At 73.2% G+C, this 21,251-nt stretch carries 19 protein-coding genes; 4 read left to right on the forward strand and 15 right to left on the reverse strand.

The window, feature by feature from the left end; translation table 11 throughout:
* Together ABTY15_RS05365 and ABTY15_RS05370 are read left to right on the forward strand one after the other, a co-directional pair.
* Positions 1-2,232, forward strand: coding sequence for an FAD/NAD(P)-binding protein (locus ABTY15_RS05365; protein WP_350576386.1), 2,232 nt, complete (start codon positions 1-3; stop codon positions 2,230-2,232).
* Between the two features lie 136 nt (positions 2,233-2,368).
* Positions 2,369-3,040: a lysophospholipid acyltransferase family protein gene (locus tag ABTY15_RS05370; RefSeq protein ID WP_350576393.1), complete on the forward strand. Its 672-nt coding sequence runs from the start codon at positions 2,369-2,371 to the stop codon at positions 3,038-3,040.
* A gap of 37 nt (positions 3,041-3,077) precedes the next feature.
* Here ABTY15_RS05370 and ABTY15_RS05375 read toward each other — a convergent pair whose 3' ends face one another.
* From ABTY15_RS05375 to ABTY15_RS05445, 15 genes are all read right to left on the reverse strand, one after another.
* Positions 3,078-4,013, reverse strand: coding sequence for a beta-ketoacyl-ACP synthase III (locus ABTY15_RS05375; protein ID WP_350576396.1), 936 nt, complete (start codon positions 4,011-4,013; stop codon positions 3,078-3,080).
* Between the two features lie 66 nt (positions 4,014-4,079).
* Entirely contained in the window at positions 4,080-5,249 is a 1,170-nt protein-coding gene (locus ABTY15_RS05380; RefSeq protein ID WP_350576399.1) for an AraC family transcriptional regulator, read from the reverse strand.
* Positions 5,250-5,435: 186 nt separating this feature from the next.
* On the reverse strand, positions 5,436-6,119 hold the full coding sequence (locus ABTY15_RS05385; protein ID WP_350576402.1) for a 4'-phosphopantetheinyl transferase family protein: 684 nt from the start codon (positions 6,117-6,119) through the stop codon (positions 5,436-5,438).
* A gap of 85 nt (positions 6,120-6,204) precedes the next feature.
* Positions 6,205-7,149 (reverse strand): beta-ketoacyl-ACP synthase 3, encoded by a 945-nt coding sequence (locus ABTY15_RS05390; RefSeq protein WP_350576405.1) that lies wholly within the window; start codon positions 7,147-7,149, stop codon positions 6,205-6,207.
* Complete coding sequence (locus tag ABTY15_RS05395; RefSeq protein WP_350576408.1) at positions 7,146-7,892, reverse strand: thioesterase II family protein; 747 nt, start codon at positions 7,890-7,892, stop codon at positions 7,146-7,148. The genes ABTY15_RS05390 and ABTY15_RS05395 overlap by 4 nt, the downstream gene beginning before the upstream one ends.
* Positions 7,893-7,951: 59 nt before the next feature.
* Positions 7,952-9,367, reverse strand: a complete 1,416-nt coding sequence (locus ABTY15_RS05400) for an NAD(P)/FAD-dependent oxidoreductase (protein WP_350576411.1) — start codon at positions 9,365-9,367, stop codon at positions 7,952-7,954.
* Positions 9,368-9,426: 59 nt separating this feature from the next.
* Positions 9,427-10,260 carry an aminoacyl--tRNA ligase-related protein gene (locus tag ABTY15_RS05405; RefSeq protein ID WP_350576414.1) on the reverse strand — a complete coding sequence of 278 codons (834 nt, stop codon included), beginning with the start codon at positions 10,258-10,260 and terminating at the stop codon, positions 9,427-9,429.
* Positions 10,247-10,510, reverse strand: coding sequence for an acyl carrier protein (locus tag ABTY15_RS05410; protein ID WP_350576417.1), 264 nt, complete (start codon positions 10,508-10,510; stop codon positions 10,247-10,249). The genes ABTY15_RS05405 and ABTY15_RS05410 overlap by 14 nt, the downstream gene beginning before the upstream one ends.
* Positions 10,507-11,448: a diiron oxygenase gene (locus ABTY15_RS05415; RefSeq protein ID WP_350576420.1), complete on the reverse strand. Its 942-nt coding sequence runs from the start codon at positions 11,446-11,448 to the stop codon at positions 10,507-10,509. The genes ABTY15_RS05410 and ABTY15_RS05415 overlap by 4 nt, the downstream gene beginning before the upstream one ends.
* Positions 11,445-12,467 carry a hypothetical protein gene (locus ABTY15_RS05420; protein ID WP_350576423.1) on the reverse strand — a complete coding sequence of 341 codons (1,023 nt, stop codon included), beginning with the start codon at positions 12,465-12,467 and terminating at the stop codon, positions 11,445-11,447. The genes ABTY15_RS05415 and ABTY15_RS05420 overlap by 4 nt, the downstream gene beginning before the upstream one ends.
* Before the next feature lie 4 nt (positions 12,468-12,471).
* Positions 12,472-13,932 (reverse strand): MFS transporter, encoded by a 1,461-nt coding sequence (locus tag ABTY15_RS05425; protein WP_350576426.1) that lies wholly within the window; start codon positions 13,930-13,932, stop codon positions 12,472-12,474.
* On the reverse strand, positions 13,929-15,470 hold the full coding sequence (locus ABTY15_RS05430) for an SAM-dependent methyltransferase (RefSeq protein ID WP_350576428.1): 1,542 nt from the start codon (positions 15,468-15,470) through the stop codon (positions 13,929-13,931). Before ABTY15_RS05430 ends, ABTY15_RS05425 begins: the two co-directional genes overlap by 4 nt.
* Positions 15,471-15,481: 11 nt before the next feature.
* Entirely contained in the window at positions 15,482-15,733 is a 252-nt protein-coding gene (locus tag ABTY15_RS05435) for an acyl carrier protein (RefSeq protein WP_350576430.1), read from the reverse strand.
* Positions 15,734-15,745: 12 nt separating this feature from the next.
* On the reverse strand, positions 15,746-16,744 hold the full coding sequence (locus tag ABTY15_RS05440; protein WP_350576433.1) for a ribonucleotide-diphosphate reductase subunit beta: 999 nt from the start codon (positions 16,742-16,744) through the stop codon (positions 15,746-15,748).
* Complete coding sequence (locus tag ABTY15_RS05445; protein ID WP_350576436.1) at positions 16,741-18,894, reverse strand: AMP-binding protein; 2,154 nt, start codon at positions 18,892-18,894, stop codon at positions 16,741-16,743. Before ABTY15_RS05445 ends, ABTY15_RS05440 begins: the two co-directional genes overlap by 4 nt.
* On the opposite strand from ABTY15_RS05445, the gene ABTY15_RS05450 reads away from it, so the two are divergent.
* Positions 18,872-19,972, forward strand: a complete 1,101-nt coding sequence (locus ABTY15_RS05450; protein ID WP_502893427.1) for an alcohol dehydrogenase catalytic domain-containing protein — start codon at positions 18,872-18,874, stop codon at positions 19,970-19,972. The two genes, ABTY15_RS05445 and ABTY15_RS05450, sit on opposite strands and share 23 nt — an antisense overlap.
* Positions 19,966-21,219, forward strand: a complete 1,254-nt coding sequence (locus ABTY15_RS05455; protein WP_350576441.1) for an aspartate aminotransferase family protein — start codon at positions 19,966-19,968, stop codon at positions 21,217-21,219. The genes ABTY15_RS05450 and ABTY15_RS05455 overlap by 7 nt, the downstream gene beginning before the upstream one ends.
* The last annotated feature ends 32 nt before the right edge of the window (positions 21,220-21,251 follow it).

Below are 21,251 nucleotides of genomic sequence, written 5' to 3' on the forward strand. Positions count from 1 at the left end.
GTGACCACTCCGCGAGCGCACGACGCATCGGCCCGGACCGCGCCGGCGACCCGGCCGTACCGGCTGGTCCTGGTCGGTGGGGGTCCTAGAGCGACCTACCTCCTGGAGCGGCTGTCGGCGACCGTCGACCGGCTCGGCGAGGGGCGCCGGCTCGACGTCCGGGTGTTCGAGCGGACCGGCGAGTTCGGGGCCGGCCAGGCCCACAGCCCCACGCAGGCGCGGACCAGCTACCTCAACCGGATCGGCTGCCAGGTGAGCTTCGCCGCCGACGACACCGTCGTCGGGGCGGGGCCGCTGCGGCCCGAGGCGGAGCGGCCGACCCTGCACGAGTGGTGCCGGCGCCGGTTCGCGGAGACCGGGGAGCCGGACTTCGACCTGGCCCCCGAGGACTGGCCCAAGCGGTACGTCCACGGGCTCGCGCTGCGGGACATGTTCGACGCCTTCGCCGCCGACCTGACCCGGCACCCGGGCACCGAACTCCACCTGCACGAGGCGGAGGTGGTGGACGTCGAACCGGACGGCGACGGCCTGCGGGTCGTCACCAAGGACGGCGAGCACTACCCGGCCGACGAGGTGGTGCTGCTCACCGGGCACTCGTACCACGACGAGCGGCGGGCCCCGGCGGGCCGGCGGCTGGCCGAGCTGGCCGAGCGCGGCGGCGCCCGGTACGTGGCCCACCCCTACCCGATGACCGTGGAACTCGCGCCCGAGCACAGCGGCCCCGGGGCCGTCGTCGGCTGCGCGGGCATGGGGCTCACCGCCATCGACGCGGTCCTGCACCTGACCGAGGGCCGCGGCGGCACCTTCCACGAGGAGCCCGGGCGCGGCCTCGTCTACCGCCCCAGCGGGGCCGAGCCCGCCGGGATCGTCGCGTTCAGCGGCTCGGGCCTGTTCACCTTCGCCCGGCCCGACAACCACAAGCCGAGCAGCGGCGCCGGCGACCACCCGGGCACCTTCCTCACCGAGGAGGCGATCCGCCGGCTGCGGGCCCAGGTCGGCCGCCCGAACCCCGGCGGGGCCGACCGGCCGGCCCAGCTCGACTTCGAGCAGGACGTGCTGCCGCTGATCGTGCTGGAGATGGCCCACCTGCACTACGTCACCCTGTTCGGGCCCGGCAGCGCCCTGCTGCTGACCCAGCGCGCCCTGCCGGGCTACCTGGCCTTCCTGGGCGGCGCCGCCGGGCCGGGCGAGGATCCCGGCCGGCTGCTGGCCCCGCTGGACGGCGCGGTCGACGAGGTGGCCGACGTGCTGGCGGCCGTCCTCGACGGGGGGCTCGGCCTGGCCGCGGCCCAGCGGTCGGTCTCCTGGCCGGTCCGGGACGTCCTGCTGCACTGGACCGACACGGTGTTCGGGCCCGCGGTGCGGGCCGAGGTCGAGCGCCTGGTCGACGCCGGGGAGCCGGTCCGGCCGGTGCTGGACGGCCGGAGCTCGCCCTGGGCGCTGGAGACCGCGCCCAAGGGCAACCGCTTCTCCTGGCAGGCCGCCGTCCAGCCGGTGCGCCGCACCGGCTCCCCGGACGAATTCCGCGGCGCCGTCCTGGAGTTCATGGCCGACGACCAGACCTGGGCCCGCCAGGGCAACCTGCGCAACCCGCACAAGGCCGCCGCGGACGGGGTCTGGCGCGACCTGCGCTCGGTGATCTCCTACGCCGTGGACCACGCCGGGCTGACCGCGGAGTCCCAGCGGTGCTTCCTCCAGCGCTACGTCCGCCACCACAACCGGCTGGCCAACGGAGCCGCCCCGGAGATCATGGTGAAGATCGCCGCGCTGATCGAGCACGGGCTGCTCGACGTCGGGGCCGGCCCCGAGGCCCGGGTGGCGCTCGACGAGCGGACCGGCCGGGTCGTCGTCGAGGGCCCGCACACCGGGTACTCCCGGCCGGTCGACGCCCTGGTCGAGGCCCGGATGCACGGCTTCGACCCCCGGCTGGACGTCCTGCCGCTCTACCGCAACCTGCTGGCCCGGGGCACCGTCCGGCTCTGGCGCAACGAGTCCGCCGACGGCACCGCCTTCGAGCCGGGCGGGCTGGAGCTGACCGCGGACTTCCACCCGGTCGGCTCCGACGGCGGCACCGACCCCCGGATCACCGTGCTCGGGGTGCCCTCCGAGGGCGCCCGGTCGTTCCTGCTGTCCGCGCTGCGGCCCAACGCCAACCACTACGTCATGCGGGACACCTTGACCTGGCTGGACGGATTCTGGCGCACCATGGCCCCGGAGAACCACGGAAGTTGACCATTCGTCCGGCCCCGGCACCGCCCGGGGCCGGCCGGCCGACGGTGGACACCCACCGGGGCGCATGTCGTAGCCTGCGGTCTGACCTCGGCTCCGCCGCCGATCCGCAGCGGAGCCAACTGGCCAGGGAGGGCCGATGCTCAATCTCATCACCAAGCTCGTGTTCAAGCCGCTCGCGAAGGCCGTCTACCGGCCGGTCATCGAGGGGATCGAGAACGTGCCGCGCAAGGGTGGGGTGATCCTGGCCAGCAACCACCTGTCCTTCATCGACAGCGTGGTGATCCCCCTGACGGCCCCGCGCCAGGTCTACTTCCTCGCCAAGGCCGAGTACTTCACCGGCACCGGGATCCGCGGCGCCGTCTCCCGGGCGATCTTCACCAACGTGATCAACGCGGTGCCGGTCGAGCGCGGCACCTACCGCTCCGCCCAGGCCTCGCTGGAACAGGCCCTGGTGCTGCTGAACGAGGGCAAGGCCTTCGGCATCTACCCCGAGGGCACCCGCTCGCTGGACGGACGGCTGTACCGCGGGAAGACCGGCGCGGCCTGGCTGGCGCTGACCGCCGGGGTCCCGATCGTCCCGGTCGCCCTGGAGGGCCCGCAGGACATCCTCCCGGTCGGCACCCGGATCCCCCGGGTCCGCAAGGTGACGGTCCGCTTCGGCGAGCCGCTGCACTTCACCGAGCTGCACGGCCAGGCCCGTTCGGCGCAGGCCCGGCGCCAGGTCACCACCGAGGTGATGGCGGCGATCCAGCGGCTGTCCGGCCAGGAGTTCGCCGACACCTACAACGAGTCGCCGAAGGCCGCCTGAGCGGCCTCCGGCGACTTCCGGCGGGCGGCGGCCCCGGTCAGGGGCAGCGGACGACCTGGCCGGCGTAGGACAGGCCGCCGCCGAAGCCGATCAGCAGCACCGGGGTGCCACGCTCCAGCTCGCCGCGCTCGACCAGCTTGGAGAAGGCCAGCGGGATGCTGGCCGCCGAGGTGTTCCCGGAGTCGACCACGTCCCGGGCGATGACGGCGTTGACCGCGCCGATCTCCCGGACCACGGGCTCGATGATGCGCAGGTTGGCCTGGTGCAGCACGACGCCGCCCAGCTCCTCCGGGCGGACGCCCGCCAGCTCCAGCACCCGCTGCGCGACCTCGGGCACCGTCGCGGTGGCCCACTTGTAGACGGTCAGCCCCTCCTGGGTGAACCTGCCCTCGCGGCCCTCGATCAGCACGGACCGGCCCAGGTCGGGCGCCGAGCCCCAGACCACCGGGCTGATCTCCGGGGTCGGCGAGGGCACCACCACGGCCGCGCCCGCGCCGTCCCCGACCAGCACGCAGGTGCTGCGGTCGGACCAGTCGGTGAACTCGGTGAGCTTCTCCACCCCGACCACCAGGGCGGCGCGCGCCGAGCCGCCGCCGATGGCCAGATTGGCCAGCCCGAGGGCGTGCGGGAAGCCGGAGCACGCGGTGTTGACGTCCAGCGCGGCCGGCGCCGGGATCCCGAGCCGGGCGGCGACCCTGGTCGCGACGTTGGGCGTGCGCTCCAGCGCGGTGCAGGTCGCGACCACCACGAAGTCGATGTCCGCGGGCGCGAGGCCCGAGTTGGCCAGCGCCTTCGCGGCGGCCTCGGTCGCCATGTCGGTGACCGACTCGTCCTCCGCGACGTGCCGGGTCTGGATGCCCACCCGGCTGCGGATCCACTGGTCGCTCGTGTCGACCAGCTCGGAGATGTCGTCGTTGGTCAGCACCTTGGCGGGCTGGTAGTGGCCGAGGGCCAGAATGCGAGAGCCGATCACTGCTCAAGTCCCCTGTTCTGATGGTGCATTGGTGTCCGCCCGGGACACAGGCCAGGGGCCTGCGACTCAGGCCGGGAGGTCCTGCCGGAGCCGGTCGACGCCGGCGCGCCAGCCGTGCCGGAGCTGCTCCCCGGTGCACGGGACGGACCGCAGCGTGGGCGCTCCCCCGCGCCGGGTCCGCGCGTACTCGCTCGGCGAGACGCCGTGCCAGCGCTTGAACGCGTGGCTGAACGCGGCCTGTTCGAGGAAGCCGACGTTGCGGGAGACCTGGGACGGGGTCGCCCCCTGGAGCAACAGCTGCTCGGCCGCCGACCGCCGGGCGTCGTCGACCACGCGGGTGAACGAGGTGCCCTCCACCGCCAGCCGGCGGCGCAGCGAGCGCTCGCTCAGGCCGAGCTGCCGGGCCACGTCGACGATCCGCGGCCGGCCCGACATGTGGCTGGCCACGTACGCGTGGACCGTCTCGGCCAGGCCGACCCGGCTCCGACGATCCGTCACCTCCCGTTCGCAGGCCTGCTCGGCGGCGCGGTACGCCCACGTGTTGGCCATCGGCAGCGGCCGGTCCAGCGCGGCCGCGTCGATCGCCAGCTGGTTCAGCTCGCGGTCGAAGTGCAGTTCGGCGGGCACGATCGTGCGGTACGCCTGGGCGTGCTCCGGCTCCGGCCGCGCCAGCGAGACCCAGCGCAGCCAGTCCGTGCCGGGCAGCAGGTCGCCGAGCAGCCGGATCAGGCCCATCAGCGCGCGGTCGACCAGGAACTCCCGGATGTCCTTGGGGAGATGGCTGCCGTCGACGACCAGCCGCAGCTCGCCCTGCTGCTCGTGGCAGCGGACCGCGGCACAGGTGTAGGTGAGGTCGGCGAAGCGGTTCGCGAACGCGAGCGCCGCGCGGCCGGTCGGTGCGGCCAGCAGGCCGAGCCCGAAGCTGCCGTACAGGGCGACGCCGTACTGGTCCGCGCACAGCATGCCCAGGGCCGGCACGTGGCCGTGGCTGCGCAGCACGTTGCGGGCGACCGCGAACTCCTGGTCCAGCCGGACGATCCGGCCGGGGTCGGCGACGGCCGCCCGGGTGAGCCCGGTGTCGCCGAGGCACTCCTCCGGCATCATCCCGAGCCGGCCGGCGGTCTCCATCATCACGAACGCGCTCGCCGCGCCCAGGACCGGAAGCCGGTCGGTCTCCGGCACCGCCGCGACCGGTGTTCGCCACCCGCCTCCGGCCGACGCACGCCTGTCGCCCATCTCGCCCCCCATGGCCAGTCGAATGACGTCGGTTCAGCTGGCTGATTCGCGCCGGCCCAGTGATGACCGCACGCTGAAGCGCCCCCGCGTTCGCAGCTTAGAAGCGGATCGCCGGGGCCCGCAATGCCGTTCCGCGGGATGGCCACCGGCCTTCAGGGGCACGGCCGGTGGCTGGTAACGCCGCTTTTAGCGGGCGTTTAGAGCGCGGTCGCCCGGGCCGAGCGCGATCGCGGTGGTCAGCAGGCCGTGGGCGTGCTGCCAGCGTCCGTCGAGCTCCTGCAACGGCGCCCCGGCCAGGACCGGGCCGGCCACCAGCAGGCGCACCGTGAACCGGCCGCCGAGCGGGTCGAACTCCACCCGGGCGTCCCGGAACCCGAGCCAGCGCCCGGCCAGCGGGTACCAGACCTTGTAGACCGACTCCTTCGCCGAGAAGAGCAGCCGGTCCCAGTGCACCTCCGGGAACTCCCGCGCGAGCCCGGCCAGTTGGTCGCGCTCCTCGGGGTGGCTGATCGCCCCGAGCGCTCCGGCGGACAGCGCCCGGTTGGGTTCCGCGTCGATGCCCAGGCCCGGCACCTCGGAGCTCCTGGCCAGCACCGCGGCCCGGTAGCCCGCGCAGTGCGTGATGGCGCCGACCAGTCCCTCCGGCCAGCGCGGCGCCCGCCCGGCCCCGGGCAGCACGGGCTGTGGGGGACGCCCCAGGTCGCGCATGCCCGCGCGGGCGAGGTGCCGGACCGTCGCGAACTCCTGCCGCCGGCCGGCCGCCGTCGAGGAGGCGATCCAGTCGCGTTCGGCGGGCAGCAGGCGGGCGTCGTCCAGGTCGCCGAAGCTCTCGTGGGCGGCCACCGCCCCCGGGAGGAGGCGCTCGATCATCCGGCACCCCGCCACGGGGCGCCGGGGCGCCCGGTCGCCGGACCCCGGCGACCGGGCCTGTTCCCCGGTCTGCGTCCCGGTCTGCTCACGGGCAGCGCACGACGTGCCCGGCGACCGCCAGCCCGCCGCCGAAGCCGAGCAGCAGGGTGAGGTCCCCGGACTTCAGCTCGCCCCGCTCGACCAGCTTCGCGAAGGCCAGCGGCACGCTCGCCGCCGCCGTGTTGCCGGACTCCACCACGTCGCGGGCGATCACCTTGTCGCCCAGGCCGAGCTGGCGCACCAGCGGCTCGATGATCCGCAGGTTGGCCTGGTGCGGGACGAAGCCCACCAGGTCGTCGAGCTCGACCCCGGAGGCCTTGCAGACCTCGCGCGCGAACGGGGCGAGGGCGCCGGTGGCCCAGCGGAAGACGGTCTGGCCCTCCTGGCTGAACCGCGGCACGTCCCCCTCGACCAGCACGGCACGGGACTTCTCCGGGACGGAGCCCCAGTGCACCGGCCCGATGCCCCACTCCTCGTCGGGGCAGGCCTCGATGACCACCGCGCCGGCGCCGTCGCCGACCAGCACGCAGGTGTTGCGGTCGGTCCAGTCGGTGACCTGGGACATCTTCTCGGCGCCGACCACCAGCGCGCGCTTGGCCACGCCCAGCCGGACGGACTGGTCGGCGACCGCGAGCGCGTGGTTGAACCCCGAGCAGGCGGTGTTCAGTTCGATCGCGGCGGGCGAACCGGTCAGGTTCAGCGCGGCGGCGACCCGGTTGGCGGTGTTGGGGCAGCGGTCGATCGCCGTGGTCGTCGCGACCACCACGAGGTCCACGTCGTCGACGCCCCCGCCGGCGGCGGCGAGGGCCTTGCCGGCGGCCTCGATGGCCATGTCGGCCACCGTCTCGGTGTCCGCGATGCGGCGGGCCTCGATGCCCACCCGGCTGCGGATCCACTCGTCGGTGGTGTCGACCATGGTTTCCAGCTCGGCGTTGGTCAGCACCCTGGCGGGCTGGTAGTAGCCGGTTCCGGTGATCCTGGAGGCGGTCATCGGGCGATACCTTCCTTCTCGGTCAAACAGGCCTGCACGGCGGCGGCGATCTGGTCGATCAACGGCTCCGGCCGCGCCTGGAGGTAGAAGTGCCCTCCCTGGTGCAGCCGGATCCGGACGTGATCTCCGACGTCCTGCCACTCCCGCAGCTGCGCCACCGGGACCAGGTCGTCGTCCGTACTGCCGAACACCGTGAACGGCGTACCGGTCGGGGGGACCGCGGGCGTCGGGCGCCAGGACTCGACCACGCGGAGGTCGCCGCGCAGCACGGGCCCGAGCATCGACCAGACGAACGGGTGCCGCACCACCTCGGCCGGGGTCCCGCCGAGCGAGACCAGCCAGTCCTGCAAGGCGCGGTCGGACAGCCCGGACCGCGCCGTGACAGTACCGGCGCGGCCCGGCGCGACGCAGGACGAGAGCCCGAGCCAGATCGGCCCGGGCTCCCCGTCCTGCCACAACCGCTGCGCCAGCTCATGGGCGACGAGCGCGCCCATGCTGTGCCCGAAGAAGGCGTACGGCACGTCCGTTCCCGGCCGGATCTCCTGCCGGAAGTGCTCCGCGAGCCCGGCGGCGTCCACGCACGGCGGCACCGTCCGCTTGGCTCCCCGGCCGGGCGCTTCGAGCGGGACGACGTCCCAGTCCGCGGGGAGGCGCTCGGCCCACCCGTCGAACAACGTGCCCGAGCCACCGGCGTGGTGGAACAGGAACAGCCGGACGGCGGGGCGTGCGACGTGACGGAGCACCGCGCCCATCCCCCCTTGTTATCTCCGGGTGATCATAACCTCACAGGTCTACACCCGGACTATCCCGCCGCCTCGGTGGCCGCCCCGGCGACCGGGGCCGTCGCGCGCCGCAGCCGCAGCTTCGGCTCGAGTTCGAGGTAGAGCCCGCCGACCGCGCTCTGCGGGTCGGTCGGCATCGAGTTCAGCGCCTCGTTGTGACCTGCGGAGATCTTCCGCTGGACGGCCATCTGCTCGGAGACGGCGTCCAGCGCCTTCTCCCCGGCGGTGGAGTCGTCCAGGTCCTCGATGCCCGTCACGATGTGCAGGAAGGACTCGTACAGGTGCAGCATGTGGCGCTCGCGGCGGGTCAGCTTGTTCGCCTCGAAGAACTGCGACTGCCGGTTGTAGCTCTGGTAGAAGAACGAGACGACGACCAACAGGCGCTCGTACGCCTGGTGGTAGGCCTTCTCGTAGAAGGACATCGCCTCGTCCTCCGGCAGTTCGCCCTCGATGACCGCGGAGATGGCCGCGGCGCCGAGCAGCGCGGAGAACGTGGACAGGTGCACGCCGGTGGACAGCAGCGGGTCGAGGAAGCAGGCGGCGTCGCCGACCATGACGTACCCGGGGCCGCACTTGCGCTCCGAGACGTAGGAGTAGTCCTGCTCCACCTTGAAGTCGGTGACCCGCTCGGCGCCCTCGGTCATCGCGGCGATGCGCGGCGCCTGCTTCAACGCGTCCTCGTAGACGGCCTCGATGCTGCCGAGCCGCTCCCGCTCCTCGGCGAACATGGACTGCTTGGCCACCAGGCCCAGCGAGTAGGTGCCGTCGTGCAGCGGGATCGCCCAGAACCAGCCGTAGGGGACGGAGCAGACGGCGATCGCACCCTCGGGGCCGCGGTCCAGCGGGGTGATGCCGCGCCAGTACGACCAGACCGCGATGTTCTTGAACGCCTCGTGGTAGCGGCGGTTCTTCAGGTACTTGGTCGCCATCACGCCGGCCCGGCCGGAGGCGTCGACCAGGTAGTCGAAGGCGATCTCGCCGGACTCCTCGCCGGCCGCCCAGCGGGCGCCGACCGGGCGTTCGCCGTCGAACAGGATCTCCTTGACCCGGGTGCCCTCGTGCACCCGCACGCCCTGCTCCTTGGCGTTCTCCAGCAGGATGTGGTCGAACTCGGAGCGGATCACCTGGTAGCTGTGCCGGTTGGCGCCGGAGAGGTGGTCGAAGTTCAGGTCCCAGTTCTCCGGGCCCCACTCGAAGTACGCGCCGTCCTTGCGGACGAAGCCGTGCTGCTCCACCTTCTCGCGGACGCCGAGCAGGTCCAGGATCGGCAGCACCGACGGCAGGATGGACTCGCCGATGTGGTAGCGGGGGAACACGGCGCTCTCCAGGAGAGTCACCTCGATCCCCTGACGGGCCAGCAGGGTCGCGGCCGTGGAGCCGCCGGGACCGCCGCCGATCACCAGGACGCGCGTCCGGGAGGCAGGAGTGTCAGACAAGGTGGGGCCCTTTCCAAGTGGTTCGGTAGGCGTCGCGCGCTCGGGCCGCGCCGGTGGGGTCACCGGCCGGCCGCGGCGAGGATGCGGTCGGTCAGATCCGGCGCGTGCAGGCCGAACCGGTCGTCGAGCGCGGCCAGCCAGCGCTCCAGGCCGAAGGCCACGCAGCCGGTGAAGGCCGGGCCGCCGTCGGGCAGCGTGATGTCGCAGCGCTCGCCGAAGAAGTTCCGGTGGAAGTTCACCGAGGCGATGGCGAGCTTCTCCCCGTAGACGAACTCCCGCTTCACCGGGAACAGTTGCTGCATGAGGGTGCGGGCGGCGTCCTTCTCGAAGAAGGGGTCGGTGGCCGCCTCCACCGCGAGCGGCAGGCCGAGCCGGTCGGCGAAGGTGGTCACCCGCTCGGTGAACGCGGCGATGTGCTCCAGCACGGTCTCCCGCTCGCCGACGCAGACCACCTCGCGCATGGAGAAGCCCATCAGCCGGCGCAGGCCGTCGTAGTGGTCCTCCCGCCGGTAGCAGGTGCCGACCGCGGTGATCCGCCGCGGGCCGTCCAGCCGGCTGCCCGCCAGGTGCAGGTAGGCGGCGTAGCAGGTCGCGGACGGCAGCGCGTACTGGGCCGGGGACAGCAGCTCGGGGGCGATCTCCTGGTGCGGACCGGCGGACAGCTCCGCGACCCGGTCCGGGTGGCCGCCGGTCGCCAGCAGCCCGAGGTGCGGGAAGTTGGTCCAGTAGTCGAAGGCCGCGAGGTCCGAGGTGCGCAGCAGCGGCGGGAAGGCCATCGGGTCCGCGCCGGCCTCCTGGCCCCATGCGGTGAAGAGCTGGTCGAGCAGCTGGCGGACGCCCAGCTCGACGGGTCCGAGGGTGGCCAGGCCGCCCCGGGTCTCACTGCTCGGCATCGAAGAACCGCTCCCTGATCCGGCGCAGCGTGCGGAAGTCCTCCGGCGAGACCTGGTCGAGGCTGATCTCCCGGCCGGTCTGCTCCTCCAGGACGTACAGGAAGTTGACGAACCCCAGGGAGTCGAGCACCCGGTTGTCGATCAGGTCGTAGTCCGGGTCGATGACGCCGAGGTCGGGGCGGCGCGCCATCAGGAAGTCGAGGACCAGGTCGCCGGACCGGGCGGGTACTGCGGCGGCAGAGTCGGTCATCGCTGGGGGATCCTTCCGTCCGCGAAGATGTCTTCGCTGGTCATGAATGCGAGGGAGCGCTTGAACACGCGGTGGACGAACTCGTCGAAAGCCGGGTCGGCGATCACCGAGCGGCGCACCGCGAACGGCTCGGGGATGCCCGCGTCGCGGAACGCCGCCGGGTTGCACAGCGACTCCGCGGAGGCCCGCATGTAGCGCTTGAGGTAGAGCTCCAGGTCGTCCAGCTCGGCCTTGCTGATCCGGGTGCGCAGGTCCTGGTGGAGCAGCGCGACCATCTGCCGGCCGAACGCGATGTGCCGGGACTCGTCCTGGTGGTGGACCTTGTTGATCTTCCGGATGGTCGGGTCCAGCCGCTCGTCCTCGGCCATCTTCTGGTTGAAGACGTCGACGAACTCCTCGAAGATCAGCAGCCGGGAGAAGAGCAGGAAGGTGTCGGCCTCGGGGACGCCGGGCACCGCGAAGGACATCGACCGGTCGGGGTAGATCTTCCCGGCGTAGGTCAGGCAGAACTTGGCGAAGAACCACATGTGGTCGTTCTCTTCGCCGATGATGTGGTGGAAGTACTCGGAGGCCACCTCGTAGCCGGGCATGTGGATCCGGGCGACGATCTCGGTGAGCAGCTCACGGATGCCGTGCACGTTGAGGCTGTAGAAGTTGACGCTCTCGAACTTGCTCAGGGCGTGCAGCTGCGCCTCGTCGAGCTTCGTCGCGGCCTCGGTGCCGTGCACGGTCATCAGCTCGGGGCTCATCCAGTAGGCGTCCTCCTGGAGCGAGTCCGGCCACTCGAAGAGCTTGTACGGGTCGTAGTAGCCGCGCTCCGACAGCGTCGTGAGCCGGTCGAGGATCTCGATGAACCGCGGGTTGCCGCCCAGGATGGACGGCAGATCCGCGAGGTAGCCGGCCGTGCGGGCCGCGGCGTCGGCAGTCGTCTGGGTCATGCCGGTCCTTTCACGGGGGTACTGCTCCTACGGATGACGGTGGTGCGGCGGGGCTCGACCGCGCGGCCGCGGCAGCTGTGGGTGGCCATCAGGCCGTCGGCCGGCAGCGCGGCGGGCAGCTGCCGGTTGAGCCAGGAGCCGATCGCGGCCTTCGCCAGCTCGGGGTGGGGCCGGTCCGCGTACTCCGAGAGCCAGGCGGCGATCGGGTCGACGGGCTTCACCACGCCGTCGTCGTCGACGACCTCGACCCAGGAGTGGGCGAGGTCGAGGATGCCCAGCAGCCAGCCGCGGCGGGCGAACGCCTGGTAGCCCGCCCTGGTGAACTCCTCGGCCAGGAACAGGCTGGCCGAGATGCAGGGCGCCACGCCGGCGGCGAGCAGCCGCGGGTGGTCCCACTGGAGCCGCTCCGGCACCCGCACCCAGCGGTAGCCCGCGGACATGAAGTCGTCCACGATCCCGCGCAGGACGGGCGAGCGCAGCGGCATCAGCCGGCCGCGGGTGGAGAGCTCGGCCTCGAAGTGCAGCGGGCCGGCGCCGTCCAGCGTCAGCCGGCCGTCCTCGCCCTGCCGCGCGGCCGCCGGGCTCACGTCCCACCGGTGGACCTCGCCGCCGACGGCCTCCGGGAGCATCCGCGCGTGCGACAGCGAGGACTGCTCGCCGCACTCGCCGGTCGGGCACTCCACGGTGATCGCGAACGACCAGCCGAGCTCGGCCGTCCAGCTCTCCGGCCCCTGGTTCATCCAGCGCAGGGCGTACGCGATCGCCTTCTCCGGGACGGATTCGGCGGATCCGGAGGCCAGTGCCAGGTTGAACAGGTCGTAGCGGTCGTAGCGTTCGTCCCCCGGCTCCCCGGTGGACGGCAGGCCGGCCGCGACCAGGCGGTCCAGGACCTCCTCGCCGCAGCGCAGCAGGTCCAGGGCCGCGGCCCGGTCGAAGTACCCGGTCCGGTACTCCTCCGGGACGAGGTACACCTTCTCCAGTGCGGCCGTCCACCGCTCGGCCGTCGAGTTCACGGTCACGTGCTCAGTCCTTGCCCGCCGGGGTCCTGGCGGCGGTGGGCGCGGCGGCGGCCGGGGCCGGCGCCGGCTTGGCCGCGGTGTGCAGCAGCAGCCCGCAGAGCGCGGCGACCAGGGCGGTAGCCCCGCTCAGCCCGAACACCAGCAGCATCTGGTGCAGCGGGTCCTTGCCCGTGGCGCTCAGCAGGATCGCCATCACGGCGATGCCCACCGAGCCGCCGAGCTGACGCGCGGTCAGGGTCAGCGCGGTGCCGGCCGAGAACCGCAGCGGCGGCACCGCGGAGGCCGAGATCGCGGTCAGGCCGGTCAGCGCGGCGCCGACGCCCAGACCGCCGAAGATCGAGACCCAGAGCCAGACCGCGAGGAAGGCCGGCTGCTCGTCCAGGGTCAGGGCCATCACGCCGCAGACCGCCGCGAACAGCAGCGAGCCGATCAGCACGGCCATCCCCTGGGCCTGCGGCTTGATCCGCCGGCCCACCACGATGGCGCTGACCGCCGAGGTCAGCGCGCCCGGGGTGACCGCCAGCCCGATCTCCATGATCGAGTAGTGCCAGTAGGTCGCCAGGAAGATCGGGCCGGAGAGCAGCCAGGTGTAGAGCGCCGCGCCCAGGAACGCCGACCCGGCGCCGGACAGCGCGAAGCGGCGGTTGCGGTACAGGTCCACCTCGAGGGCGGCGGTACGGCCCTTGCCCTCCTCGGCGCGCGCCGAGAGCACGACCGCCAGGAGGGTGAGCAGGGCGCCGCCGATCAGCGCGGCCAGCACGCCGGCACTGGTCCAGCCCCAGCTCTCGCCCTGGGAGAGGCCGAGCACCACCGCGGCGATGCCGACGGTGAAGGCCGCCGTGCCCACCGGGTCCGGCAGCGGCCGGCCGGTCGGCTCGTCGGTGTGCACCGCGCGGGACGTGCCGAACAGCATCAGCAGGCCGAACGGCAGGTTGATCGCGAAGATCGCCCGCCAGCCCAGCGCCTCGACCAGGCCGGCGCCCAGCACCGGCGCGACGGCGGCGGCCAGCGAACCCGCGGCGCCCCAGGAGCCGATCGCCGCGGCGCGCCGCTCGGCGGGGGTGTTGAAGAGGATCAGGCCGAGGGCGGCCGGGATCATGCCGGCCGCGCCCATGCCCTGGAGGGCGCGGGCCACGACCAGGACGCCGTAGCCGGGCGCGGCCATCGCGAGCGCGGACGCCGCGGTGAACAGCCCGACCGACAGCTGGAACAGCCGCTTGCGGCCGGTGACGTCGGCGAGCCGGCCGGCCATCGTCAGCAGCGCGGCGAAGAGCACGCCGTAGGCCGTCACGAGCCAGGTCATGTTGGAGATCGGCTCGCCGGCGAAGCTCTGGTGGACCTCGTCGAACGCCACGTTGACGACGGTCGTGTCCAGGAACGCCACGAAGGTCGCCCCCGAGGCGACCAGAAGGATCAGCCCGGGGTTGACCGGCCGGGCGGCGCCCGCGGCCTCAGGCTTGCTCATGATGCTCCGATGTTCGAAGGGGGACGTTTGGTCGCCACGGCGCCGAGGTAGTGGACGGACCCGATCTGCTCGGCGAACCGGCTGCTCAGCGGGGACGGGTCGGGCCGCCAGTCCGGCACCTGCACCACCCCGGGCTCGACCAGCTCGAAGTCCCCGAGGAAGGCGGTCAGTTCCTCCTTGGTCCGCTTGGTCGCGAACCCGAAGGCCTCGGCGTAGACCCGGTAGGCCGCCTGGGAGTCGGCGTCCTCCCCGCTGGCCGTGTGGCTCAGCGCCAGCAGGCTGCCGGGGGCGAGGGCCTCGCGGTAGACCCGCAGCGCCGGCTCCAGCTCCTCGGTGGGGATGAAGTGCAGCACGCCGAGGAACAGCACCGCGATCGGCCGGTCGAAGTCCAGGAGCTCCCGGACCTCGGGCCGGGCGAACAGCTCCTCGGGCCGGGTGAGGTCGGCCTGCACCGCCGTGCTGTGCGGCACGTCGGCCAGCAGCTCCCGGCCGCGCGCGACGGCCACCGGGTCGTTGTCCACGTAGACGACCCGGACCTGCGGGTCGACGGCGTGCGCGAGCGCGTGGACGCTGCCGCGGGCCGGGATCCCGGAGCCCAGGTCGAGGATCTGGGTGATCCCCTGGGCGACCGCGTAACGGACCAGCCGCTTCAGGAACTTGCGGTTCTCCCAGATCATGATCTTGATGCCGGGGACGGCCGCGAGCGCCCGTTCGGCGACCACCCGCTCGTGCTCGGAGTACTCCGCGCCGCCGAGGAAGTAGTCGTAGACGCCGGAGATGCTCTGCTCCCCGGTGTCGTCCCCCGCCCCGGCGGCCGGGGCGGGCGCCGCCGCGGCCGGAACCGCCGGGTCGTCCGCCGCGGCGGCGTTGCCCAGGTGGCGGCCGAGCGCCTCGACCGTCAGCGACGCGATGATCGCGTGCCCGCGCGCCGACATGTGCAGCATGTCGGAGCTGTACACGGACCGGTCGCCGGCGGCCGGGTGCTCCCAGCAGGGCACCCACACCGCGCCGTACTTGCGGGCGACTTCGAGCGTGGCGGCGTTCAGCTGCGCCATCCGCGGGCGCATCACCGCCAGCCGGGAGAACGCGCTGGTGATGTCGATCAGGCTGTACAGGAAGACGGTGGCCCCGGCCCCGGTCAGCGCGCCGACGATGGCGTCCAGGTTCTCCTGGTAGGCCTCGACCCGGAACTCCGGCGCCAGGAAGTCGTTCCCGCCGCAGAGCACGGCCGCGAGGTCCGGCTCGAACTCCAGGGCCTTCGGCAGCTGGTCGGCGAGCACCTGCGCCGAGACCACCCCGCGGTAGCCGGTGTTCAGGTACGCGAGGTCGGGGTTGCCGCGCAGCAGCGCCCCGTGCACCCGGTCGGCCCAGGAGGCCTTCCGGTAGCCGGGGGAGGCCTCCAGGATCCCCTCGGCCATCGAGTCGCCGAGGACGGCGAAACGGCGCCACGGGAACCCCCGCAGCAGGTCGTCGGCCTGCTGCGGGGAGAGGACGTAGGGGTCGTCCCGCTCCGGGGCGCCTTCGGTGTGGGTGGTCATCCGACCCGCCTTCAGCCGGCGGTCGCGAGACGCGCGATGGTCGTCTCGATGTCCCCGACGGTCACCAGGTCCATGGCCTCCTCGCCGGCCATGTCCTGGAGGTCGAACTCGACCTCCAGCACCAGGGCGAGCTCGATCATGGTGACCGAGTTGTAGCCGAGGTCCTCGATCAGGCGGTCGGCGGTACCGACCTCACGGGGACCGGACGGGACCATCTCTCCGACCAACTGGCGGACCCGGGCGGCGACTTCAGTGCTCGACATCTCTCTGGCTCCTTATGCGTTCTCGGCAACGACGGCGACCGGGTGCTTCACGCCCCAGTTCGCCGCGTACTCGTCCATGGCCCGGTCACAGGCGGCGTCCCACGCGGCGGCGAGCTCCTGGTGCCGGTCCGCGAGACCGATCAGCCGCAGCTGCCGGACGGCCCGGGTGCGCGCCGCGTGCCACTGCGCGCTCACCTGGGCGGCGCGCGCGACCAGCGCGGGCCGCAGCACCGGGGCGACCGCCTTCTGCGCCGGGTTCACCAGCACCCGGGCCGCCAGCACGACGCCCGACCGGTAGATCTCGAAGACCGGGTCGGCCTGCCCGGAGTCGACCAGGCGCCGGGTCGCCGCCAGCCCGTAGGTCAGGTGCCGCGACTCGTCCCGGGCGACGTTCCCCAGGCCCTCCTCCAGGGCCGCCAGCTCGAACCGGCGGGCCAGCTGACGGGTGCTCTGCAACGCCGCGGCGGCGAGCACGCCCTCGGTGACCAGGTGGTACTCCACGATGGCGGTGTGCCACGCGGCGCGGTCGCCGCCGAGTTCGTGGACCCGGTCGATGCTGGCGCGCAGCTGCGGCTCGAAGTACCGGCCGTACGCCGAGTCGGCGTCCTGCGTGCCGGACTCGCTGACGGTCTGCTCCTCGCCGACGGCGAGGTGCAGGTAGTCCTGGAAGAACTGGGCGTGCCGCGCCTCGTCGGCCACCTGGGTGCTGAGGTAGAGCCGGTCCTCGTCGGTCGGCGCGTGCGTCACCAGCCCGCTGAGCGTGCGCGAGACGAAGACCTCGCCGACCTCCAGCTCCGCGAGCGCCTCGAACAGCTGGCCGCGGGCGAAGCTGCGCAGCTGCTGCCAGCTCTCGCGGTCACGCCGGACGTCGACCTCGGCGATGCTCCACTGCTGCTTCTCCCAGCGGTCGTACAGCGCGCGCGGCGTGGGCAGCCGCCCGGCCCGGGCCGGCCCGGCGTCCTCCGGGCCGTCGTCCAGGATGTCCACCACGTGGTCGTCGGTCACCGTCATGCGATCTCTCCAGTTCGTGTCTCGGCGGCGAGCGGGCGGGGCGCGGTGCCGTGCACCGGCTGCCAGCCGGCCGTGTCGCCCCGCAGCAGGCGGTGCCACAGGACCCGGCGCCGCGGCTTGCCGCTCGACGTGAGTTCGACGGCCCCGCGGCGGCCGAGCAGCACCGACACGTTGATCTCGGGGCCGGTGGCGGCGCGCAGCGTGTTCACCGCCGCGTCCAGCCACTCCGCCGAGTCCGCCGCCTCCACCAGCAGCACCACGTGGTCCGCCGCGTCGACGCTGCCCAGCAGGGTCACCAGCCGGCTCGACCCCAGGCCCGGGAGGGTGCCCAGCTCCGTCTCCAGGTCCTCCGCGAACACGGCCGCGCCGCGGACCTTGAGGGAGTCCGCGATCCGGCCGATCACGTAGAGCTGGCCCTGCCACAGGAAGCCGCCGTCGCCGGTGGCGAGCACGCCCCCGGTGAAGTCGGTCCGGGTGCCGTCGCTGTACAGGTAGCCGTCGGCGACGGACGAGCCGGTCACCGCGATCTGGCCGAAGTGGCCCTCGGGGACGGGGTTCCCGTCCTCGTCGAGGATCCGGACCGCCAGGTCGCCGACCGGGCGGCCGCAGCCGACCAGCCAGTTCCCGCTGGCCCGGTCGCGGCCGAGCACGCCGTCCGCCAGCACCGTGGCGGGCGTGCCGAACTCGGAGTTGCCGTTGCCCAGCCGCACCATCGGGGAGCCGTCGCCCGGGGTCACCCCGGTGACCGCGAGCGTCGACTCGGCCAGCCCGTACGCGGCGACCAGCGCGTGCTCGTCGAAGCCGAACGGCCCGGTCAGCGCGGTGAAGTCGGCCACGCCCTGCGGGTCGATCCGCTCGGCGCCGAGGATGCCGACCCGCCAGGCCGAGAAGTCGTGGTCGGCCAGCTGCTCGGGCTTCACCCGCCGGGCGCAGTAGGAGTAGCCGAAGCTGGGCGCGGTGGTCAGGGTGGCGCCGTGGCGCCCGAAGCAGGCGAGCCAGCGCTCGGGGGAACGGATGAACTGCTCGGGCGTCATGAGCCAGAGGTCGATCCCGCTCGCCACCGGCATGATCATCGCCCCGACCAGACCCATGTCGTGGAAGAGCGGCAGCCAGCTGGCGAAGACGTCCTCGGGGCCGACCGAGAGCCAGTCCCGGATCGCCCCGACGTTCGCCGTCAGGGCGCCCCAGCTGACCCGGACGCCCTTCGGGTTCCCGCTGGAACCGGAGGTGAACTGGAGCAGCGCCAGCTCCTCGTCCGCGCGGTCCGAGCGGGCGAAGTCCGCGGCCGCCGCGGTCGGCCCGCCGTGCGCGGGCGGCGCCGCGACCAGCCGGGCCTTGGCGTCCAGCTCACGGCAGATCGCCTCGGCCGCCTCGTGGGTCGCCTCCTGGGTGACCACGACCGAGGGCTCGGCCACCGCGATGATCCGGGTCAGGTGCGCCGAGTAGCGCTCCATGGTCCGGTAGGAACGGGGCGGGGCGACCGGGGAGGGCGTCAGTCCGGCGGCCAGCGTCCCCATGAAGGACGTCACGAAGCTCTTGACCTCGGTGGCCAGGATGGTGACCACCGAACCCGGCGCGGCGCCGGTGGCACGCAGCTCGTTCGCGAAATGCCGGACCTCGCCGGCCAGCTCGCTGTAGGGCGTGAAAGACCATTCGCCGTTGGATTCGGCTACCCGAAGACCCTTTTCCGGGCTCGCCGAGTCCAGCCAGGACAGAAGACGGAAGGATTCTGCTGCTGTTGTGGCACTCACTGCACAGGACGCCCGTTCTCTCCAGGTCTGAGTGCCACCGGCACCCGAATGACAGATCCGACTGCGGACACTAACTTGAGAATCAATCCAAAGTCTTGTCTCATCCGGACAGAACCTTGTTCGCAGCGGCCAAACCCCGACCACCGGCCCGCTCACCGGCCCGTCCTTGACACCGACGTTGGCACCGTGTTTGGCTCCCGGCGGGGCCCGGAGCCATACGCAGACGGCCTCGGCCCGCTCTCCCGAGACCATTCCCGGCTTTTCCCGGAGCGCGGGCCCGGCGAATTCGACGGCCGGGCCGAGCATTTCCGGCACCCGCACCGGCCAAACTCGCCACGGGGAAACGGACGGCGCCGGGAAAGGCGCCAAGGGGGTTCTGGCGACAGTGAAGGCTGCCATAGTCGCGGCGGTGAACGACGCCTGCAAAATCGCCGATGTCGAGATATCCGAACCGGGCCCCGGCCAGGTTCGGGTACGAATTTCTGCGGCCGGCGTGTGCCGCTCCGACCTCTCGATCGCCGACGGCACCATCCCGCACCGGCTGCCCGCGATCCTCGGCCACGAGGCCTCCGGCACGGTCGCCGCGGTCGGTGACGGGGTGACCGGCGTACGGGTCGGCGACCGGGTGGTGCTCAACTGGATGCCCGCCTGCGGCACCTGCGCCATGTGCACCCGGCAGCAGCCCTACCTGTGCCAGGTGGCCTCGGCCGCGGGCACCGCGGACTACGGGCGGCTGGCCGACGGCACGGTGCTGGCCCCCGCGCTCGGCATCGCCGCGTTCGCCCAGGAGGCGGTGCTCCCCGAGCGCGCCGTGGTCCCGCTCCCGGACGGCATCTCCCCGGCCGAGGCGGCCCTGCTCGGCTGCACCGTGCTCACCGGCTTCGGCGCCGTCCACCGCACCGCCCTCGTGCAACCCGGGGAATCGGTGGTCGTGCTGGGCGTGGGCGGGGTCGGCCAGGCCGTCATCCAGGCCGCCCGGCTGGCCGGCGCCGGCTCGATCACCGCCTTCGACACCGTGCCCGGCAAGGAGGCCACCGCCCGGCTCCAGGGCGCCACGCACTTCCACAGCGACAAGTCCTCGGCCCTGCGCGGCGTCCTGCGCGAGACCGGCGGGCTCGGCGCCGACCACGTCTTCGACTGCGTCGGGGCGTCCGAGTCGATCTTCCTGGCCTGGAAGCTGACCCGGCGCGGCGGCGTGACCACCGTCGTCGGCATCGGCCGGAAGACCGACACCGTCAAGTTCAGCGTCCAGGAGCTCTGCACCTCCGGCCGGACCCTGCGCGGATGCGTCTACGGCAACAGCCACCCCGCCGAGGACATCCCGCTGCTCGCCGAGCACGTCCGGGCCGGCCGGCTGGACCTCGGCTCGCTGATCGACACCCGCATCGGTCTCGACGACCTTCCCGCGGTCGTGAACGGAGCCGCCCCGGCCGGCACCGGCCGGACCGTCGTCCTGATGGAGGAAGCAGCATGGTGACGCCCGCCCCCGCCGAGGTCTTCACCCAGCTCAAGCAGCACTTCTCGGCCCGCGCCTCGGTCACCTACCGCCTGATGGGCCGCAACGCCGTGGAGGCCGCCGCCTCCGGCTGCCGGGTCGAACTCTCCGACGGGCGCACCCCGTTGGACTTCGGCGCGTACGCGGTCGGACTGCTCGGGCACCGGCCGCCGGAGGTCGTCGAGGCCGTCCGGGAGCAGCTGGACCGGATGACCATCAGCACCCGCATCCTGGCCAACCCGACCACCGCCCGGGCCGCGGCCGCCCTCGCCGGCCACTTCGCCGACGCCTACCCGGCCCGGCCCGCGCTGCCCCGGGTCTACTTCGGCCTCAACGGCTCGGACGCCGTCGAGGTCGCCACCAAGCTGGCCCGGCTGGTCACCGGCCGGCCGCGGATCCTCGCGGTGACCGGCGCGTACCACGGGAAGTCGCTGGGCGCCCTCGCCCTGACGCACCATCCGGGCTTCCGGGCCGGCCTGGAGGACAGCCTGCCCGCCACCACGCACCTCTCCCCCGACGACCCGGACGCGGTCGACCGCGAGTGCCGGCGCGGCGACGTCGCCGCGCTGGTCTTCGAACCGGTGCAGGGCGAGTACGGCGTCCGCCCGCTGCCCACCGAGGTCCTGGCCGCCTGGTGCCGGTCCGCCCGCGAGCACGGCGCCGTCGTCATCGCCGACGAGATCCAGACCGGCCTGCGCCGCTGCGGCGAACCCTCGCTCGCCCTGGCCCAGGGGCTCCCGGTCGACGCCCTGCTGCTCGGCAAGCCGCTCGGCGGGGGCGTCATGCCGCTGTCCGCCATGCTGTGCACCGAGGCGCTCTACCAGCCGCTGGAGGACAACCCCTCCATGCACACCGCCACCTTCAGCGGCCACCCGCTGTCCTGCGCGACCGTGCCGGCCGCGCTGGCCACCGTCGAGCGGCACGCCGAACGCGGCCGGGCCGTCGAGGCCGCCGTGCGCGACGGCCTGACCGGACTCGCCGAGCGGCACGCCGCCCTGGTGCACGAGGTCCGCGGGCAGGGCCTGCTGTGGGCGCTGGAACTGCGCGACGAGGCCCTGCTGGGGCAGGCCGTCCAGGCCCTGGCCAAGCGCGGCCTGCTGGTCTCGCCCTGTGTGAGCAGCCCGACCACGCTGCGGCTGCTGCCGCCGATCGTGGCGACCGACGCCGAGGTGGCCGAGGCCCTGGAGATCCTCGACGCGGTGCTCGGCGCGCTGGCGCCGAAGCCGTGAGCCGCCCCGTGCACCGCTCGCTGAACCATCCG

Source organism: Kitasatospora sp. NPDC097643, assembly GCF_040302625.1.
GTDB lineage: Bacteria > Actinomycetota > Actinomycetes > Streptomycetales > Streptomycetaceae > Kitasatospora.

Bases quoted from the DNA above. Each gene is read 5' to 3' on its own strand.
- ABTY15_RS05370 (WP_350576393.1), top strand. From the start codon at position 2,369: ATGCTCAATCTCATCACCAAGCTCGTGTTCAAGCCGCTCGCGAAGGCC.
- ABTY15_RS05380 (WP_350576399.1), bottom strand. From the start codon at position 5,249: ATGGGCGACAGGCGTGCGTCGGCCGGAGGCGGGTGGCGAACACCGGTC.
- ABTY15_RS05385 (WP_350576402.1), bottom strand. From the start codon at position 6,119: ATGATCGAGCGCCTCCTCCCGGGGGCGGTGGCCGCCCACGAGAGCTTC.
- ABTY15_RS05390 (WP_350576405.1), bottom strand. From the start codon at position 7,149: ATGACCGCCTCCAGGATCACCGGAACCGGCTACTACCAGCCCGCCAGG.
- ABTY15_RS05405 (WP_350576414.1), bottom strand. From the start codon at position 10,260: ATGCCGAGCAGTGAGACCCGGGGCGGCCTGGCCACCCTCGGACCCGTC.
- ABTY15_RS05410 (WP_350576417.1), bottom strand. From the start codon at position 10,510: ATGACCGACTCTGCCGCCGCAGTACCCGCCCGGTCCGGCGACCTGGTC.
- ABTY15_RS05415 (WP_350576420.1), bottom strand. From the start codon at position 11,448: ATGACCCAGACGACTGCCGACGCCGCGGCCCGCACGGCCGGCTACCTC.
- ABTY15_RS05425 (WP_350576426.1), bottom strand. From the start codon at position 13,932: ATGAGCAAGCCTGAGGCCGCGGGCGCCGCCCGGCCGGTCAACCCCGGG.
- ABTY15_RS05430 (WP_350576428.1), bottom strand. From the start codon at position 15,470: ATGACCACCCACACCGAAGGCGCCCCGGAGCGGGACGACCCCTACGTC.
- ABTY15_RS05435 (WP_350576430.1), bottom strand. From the start codon at position 15,733: ATGTCGAGCACTGAAGTCGCCGCCCGGGTCCGCCAGTTGGTCGGAGAG.
- ABTY15_RS05440 (WP_350576433.1), bottom strand. From the start codon at position 16,744: ATGACGGTGACCGACGACCACGTGGTGGACATCCTGGACGACGGCCCG.
- ABTY15_RS05445 (WP_350576436.1), bottom strand. From the start codon at position 18,894: ATGGCAGCCTTCACTGTCGCCAGAACCCCCTTGGCGCCTTTCCCGGCG.
- ABTY15_RS05455 (WP_350576441.1), top strand. From the start codon at position 19,966: ATGGTGACGCCCGCCCCCGCCGAGGTCTTCACCCAGCTCAAGCAGCAC.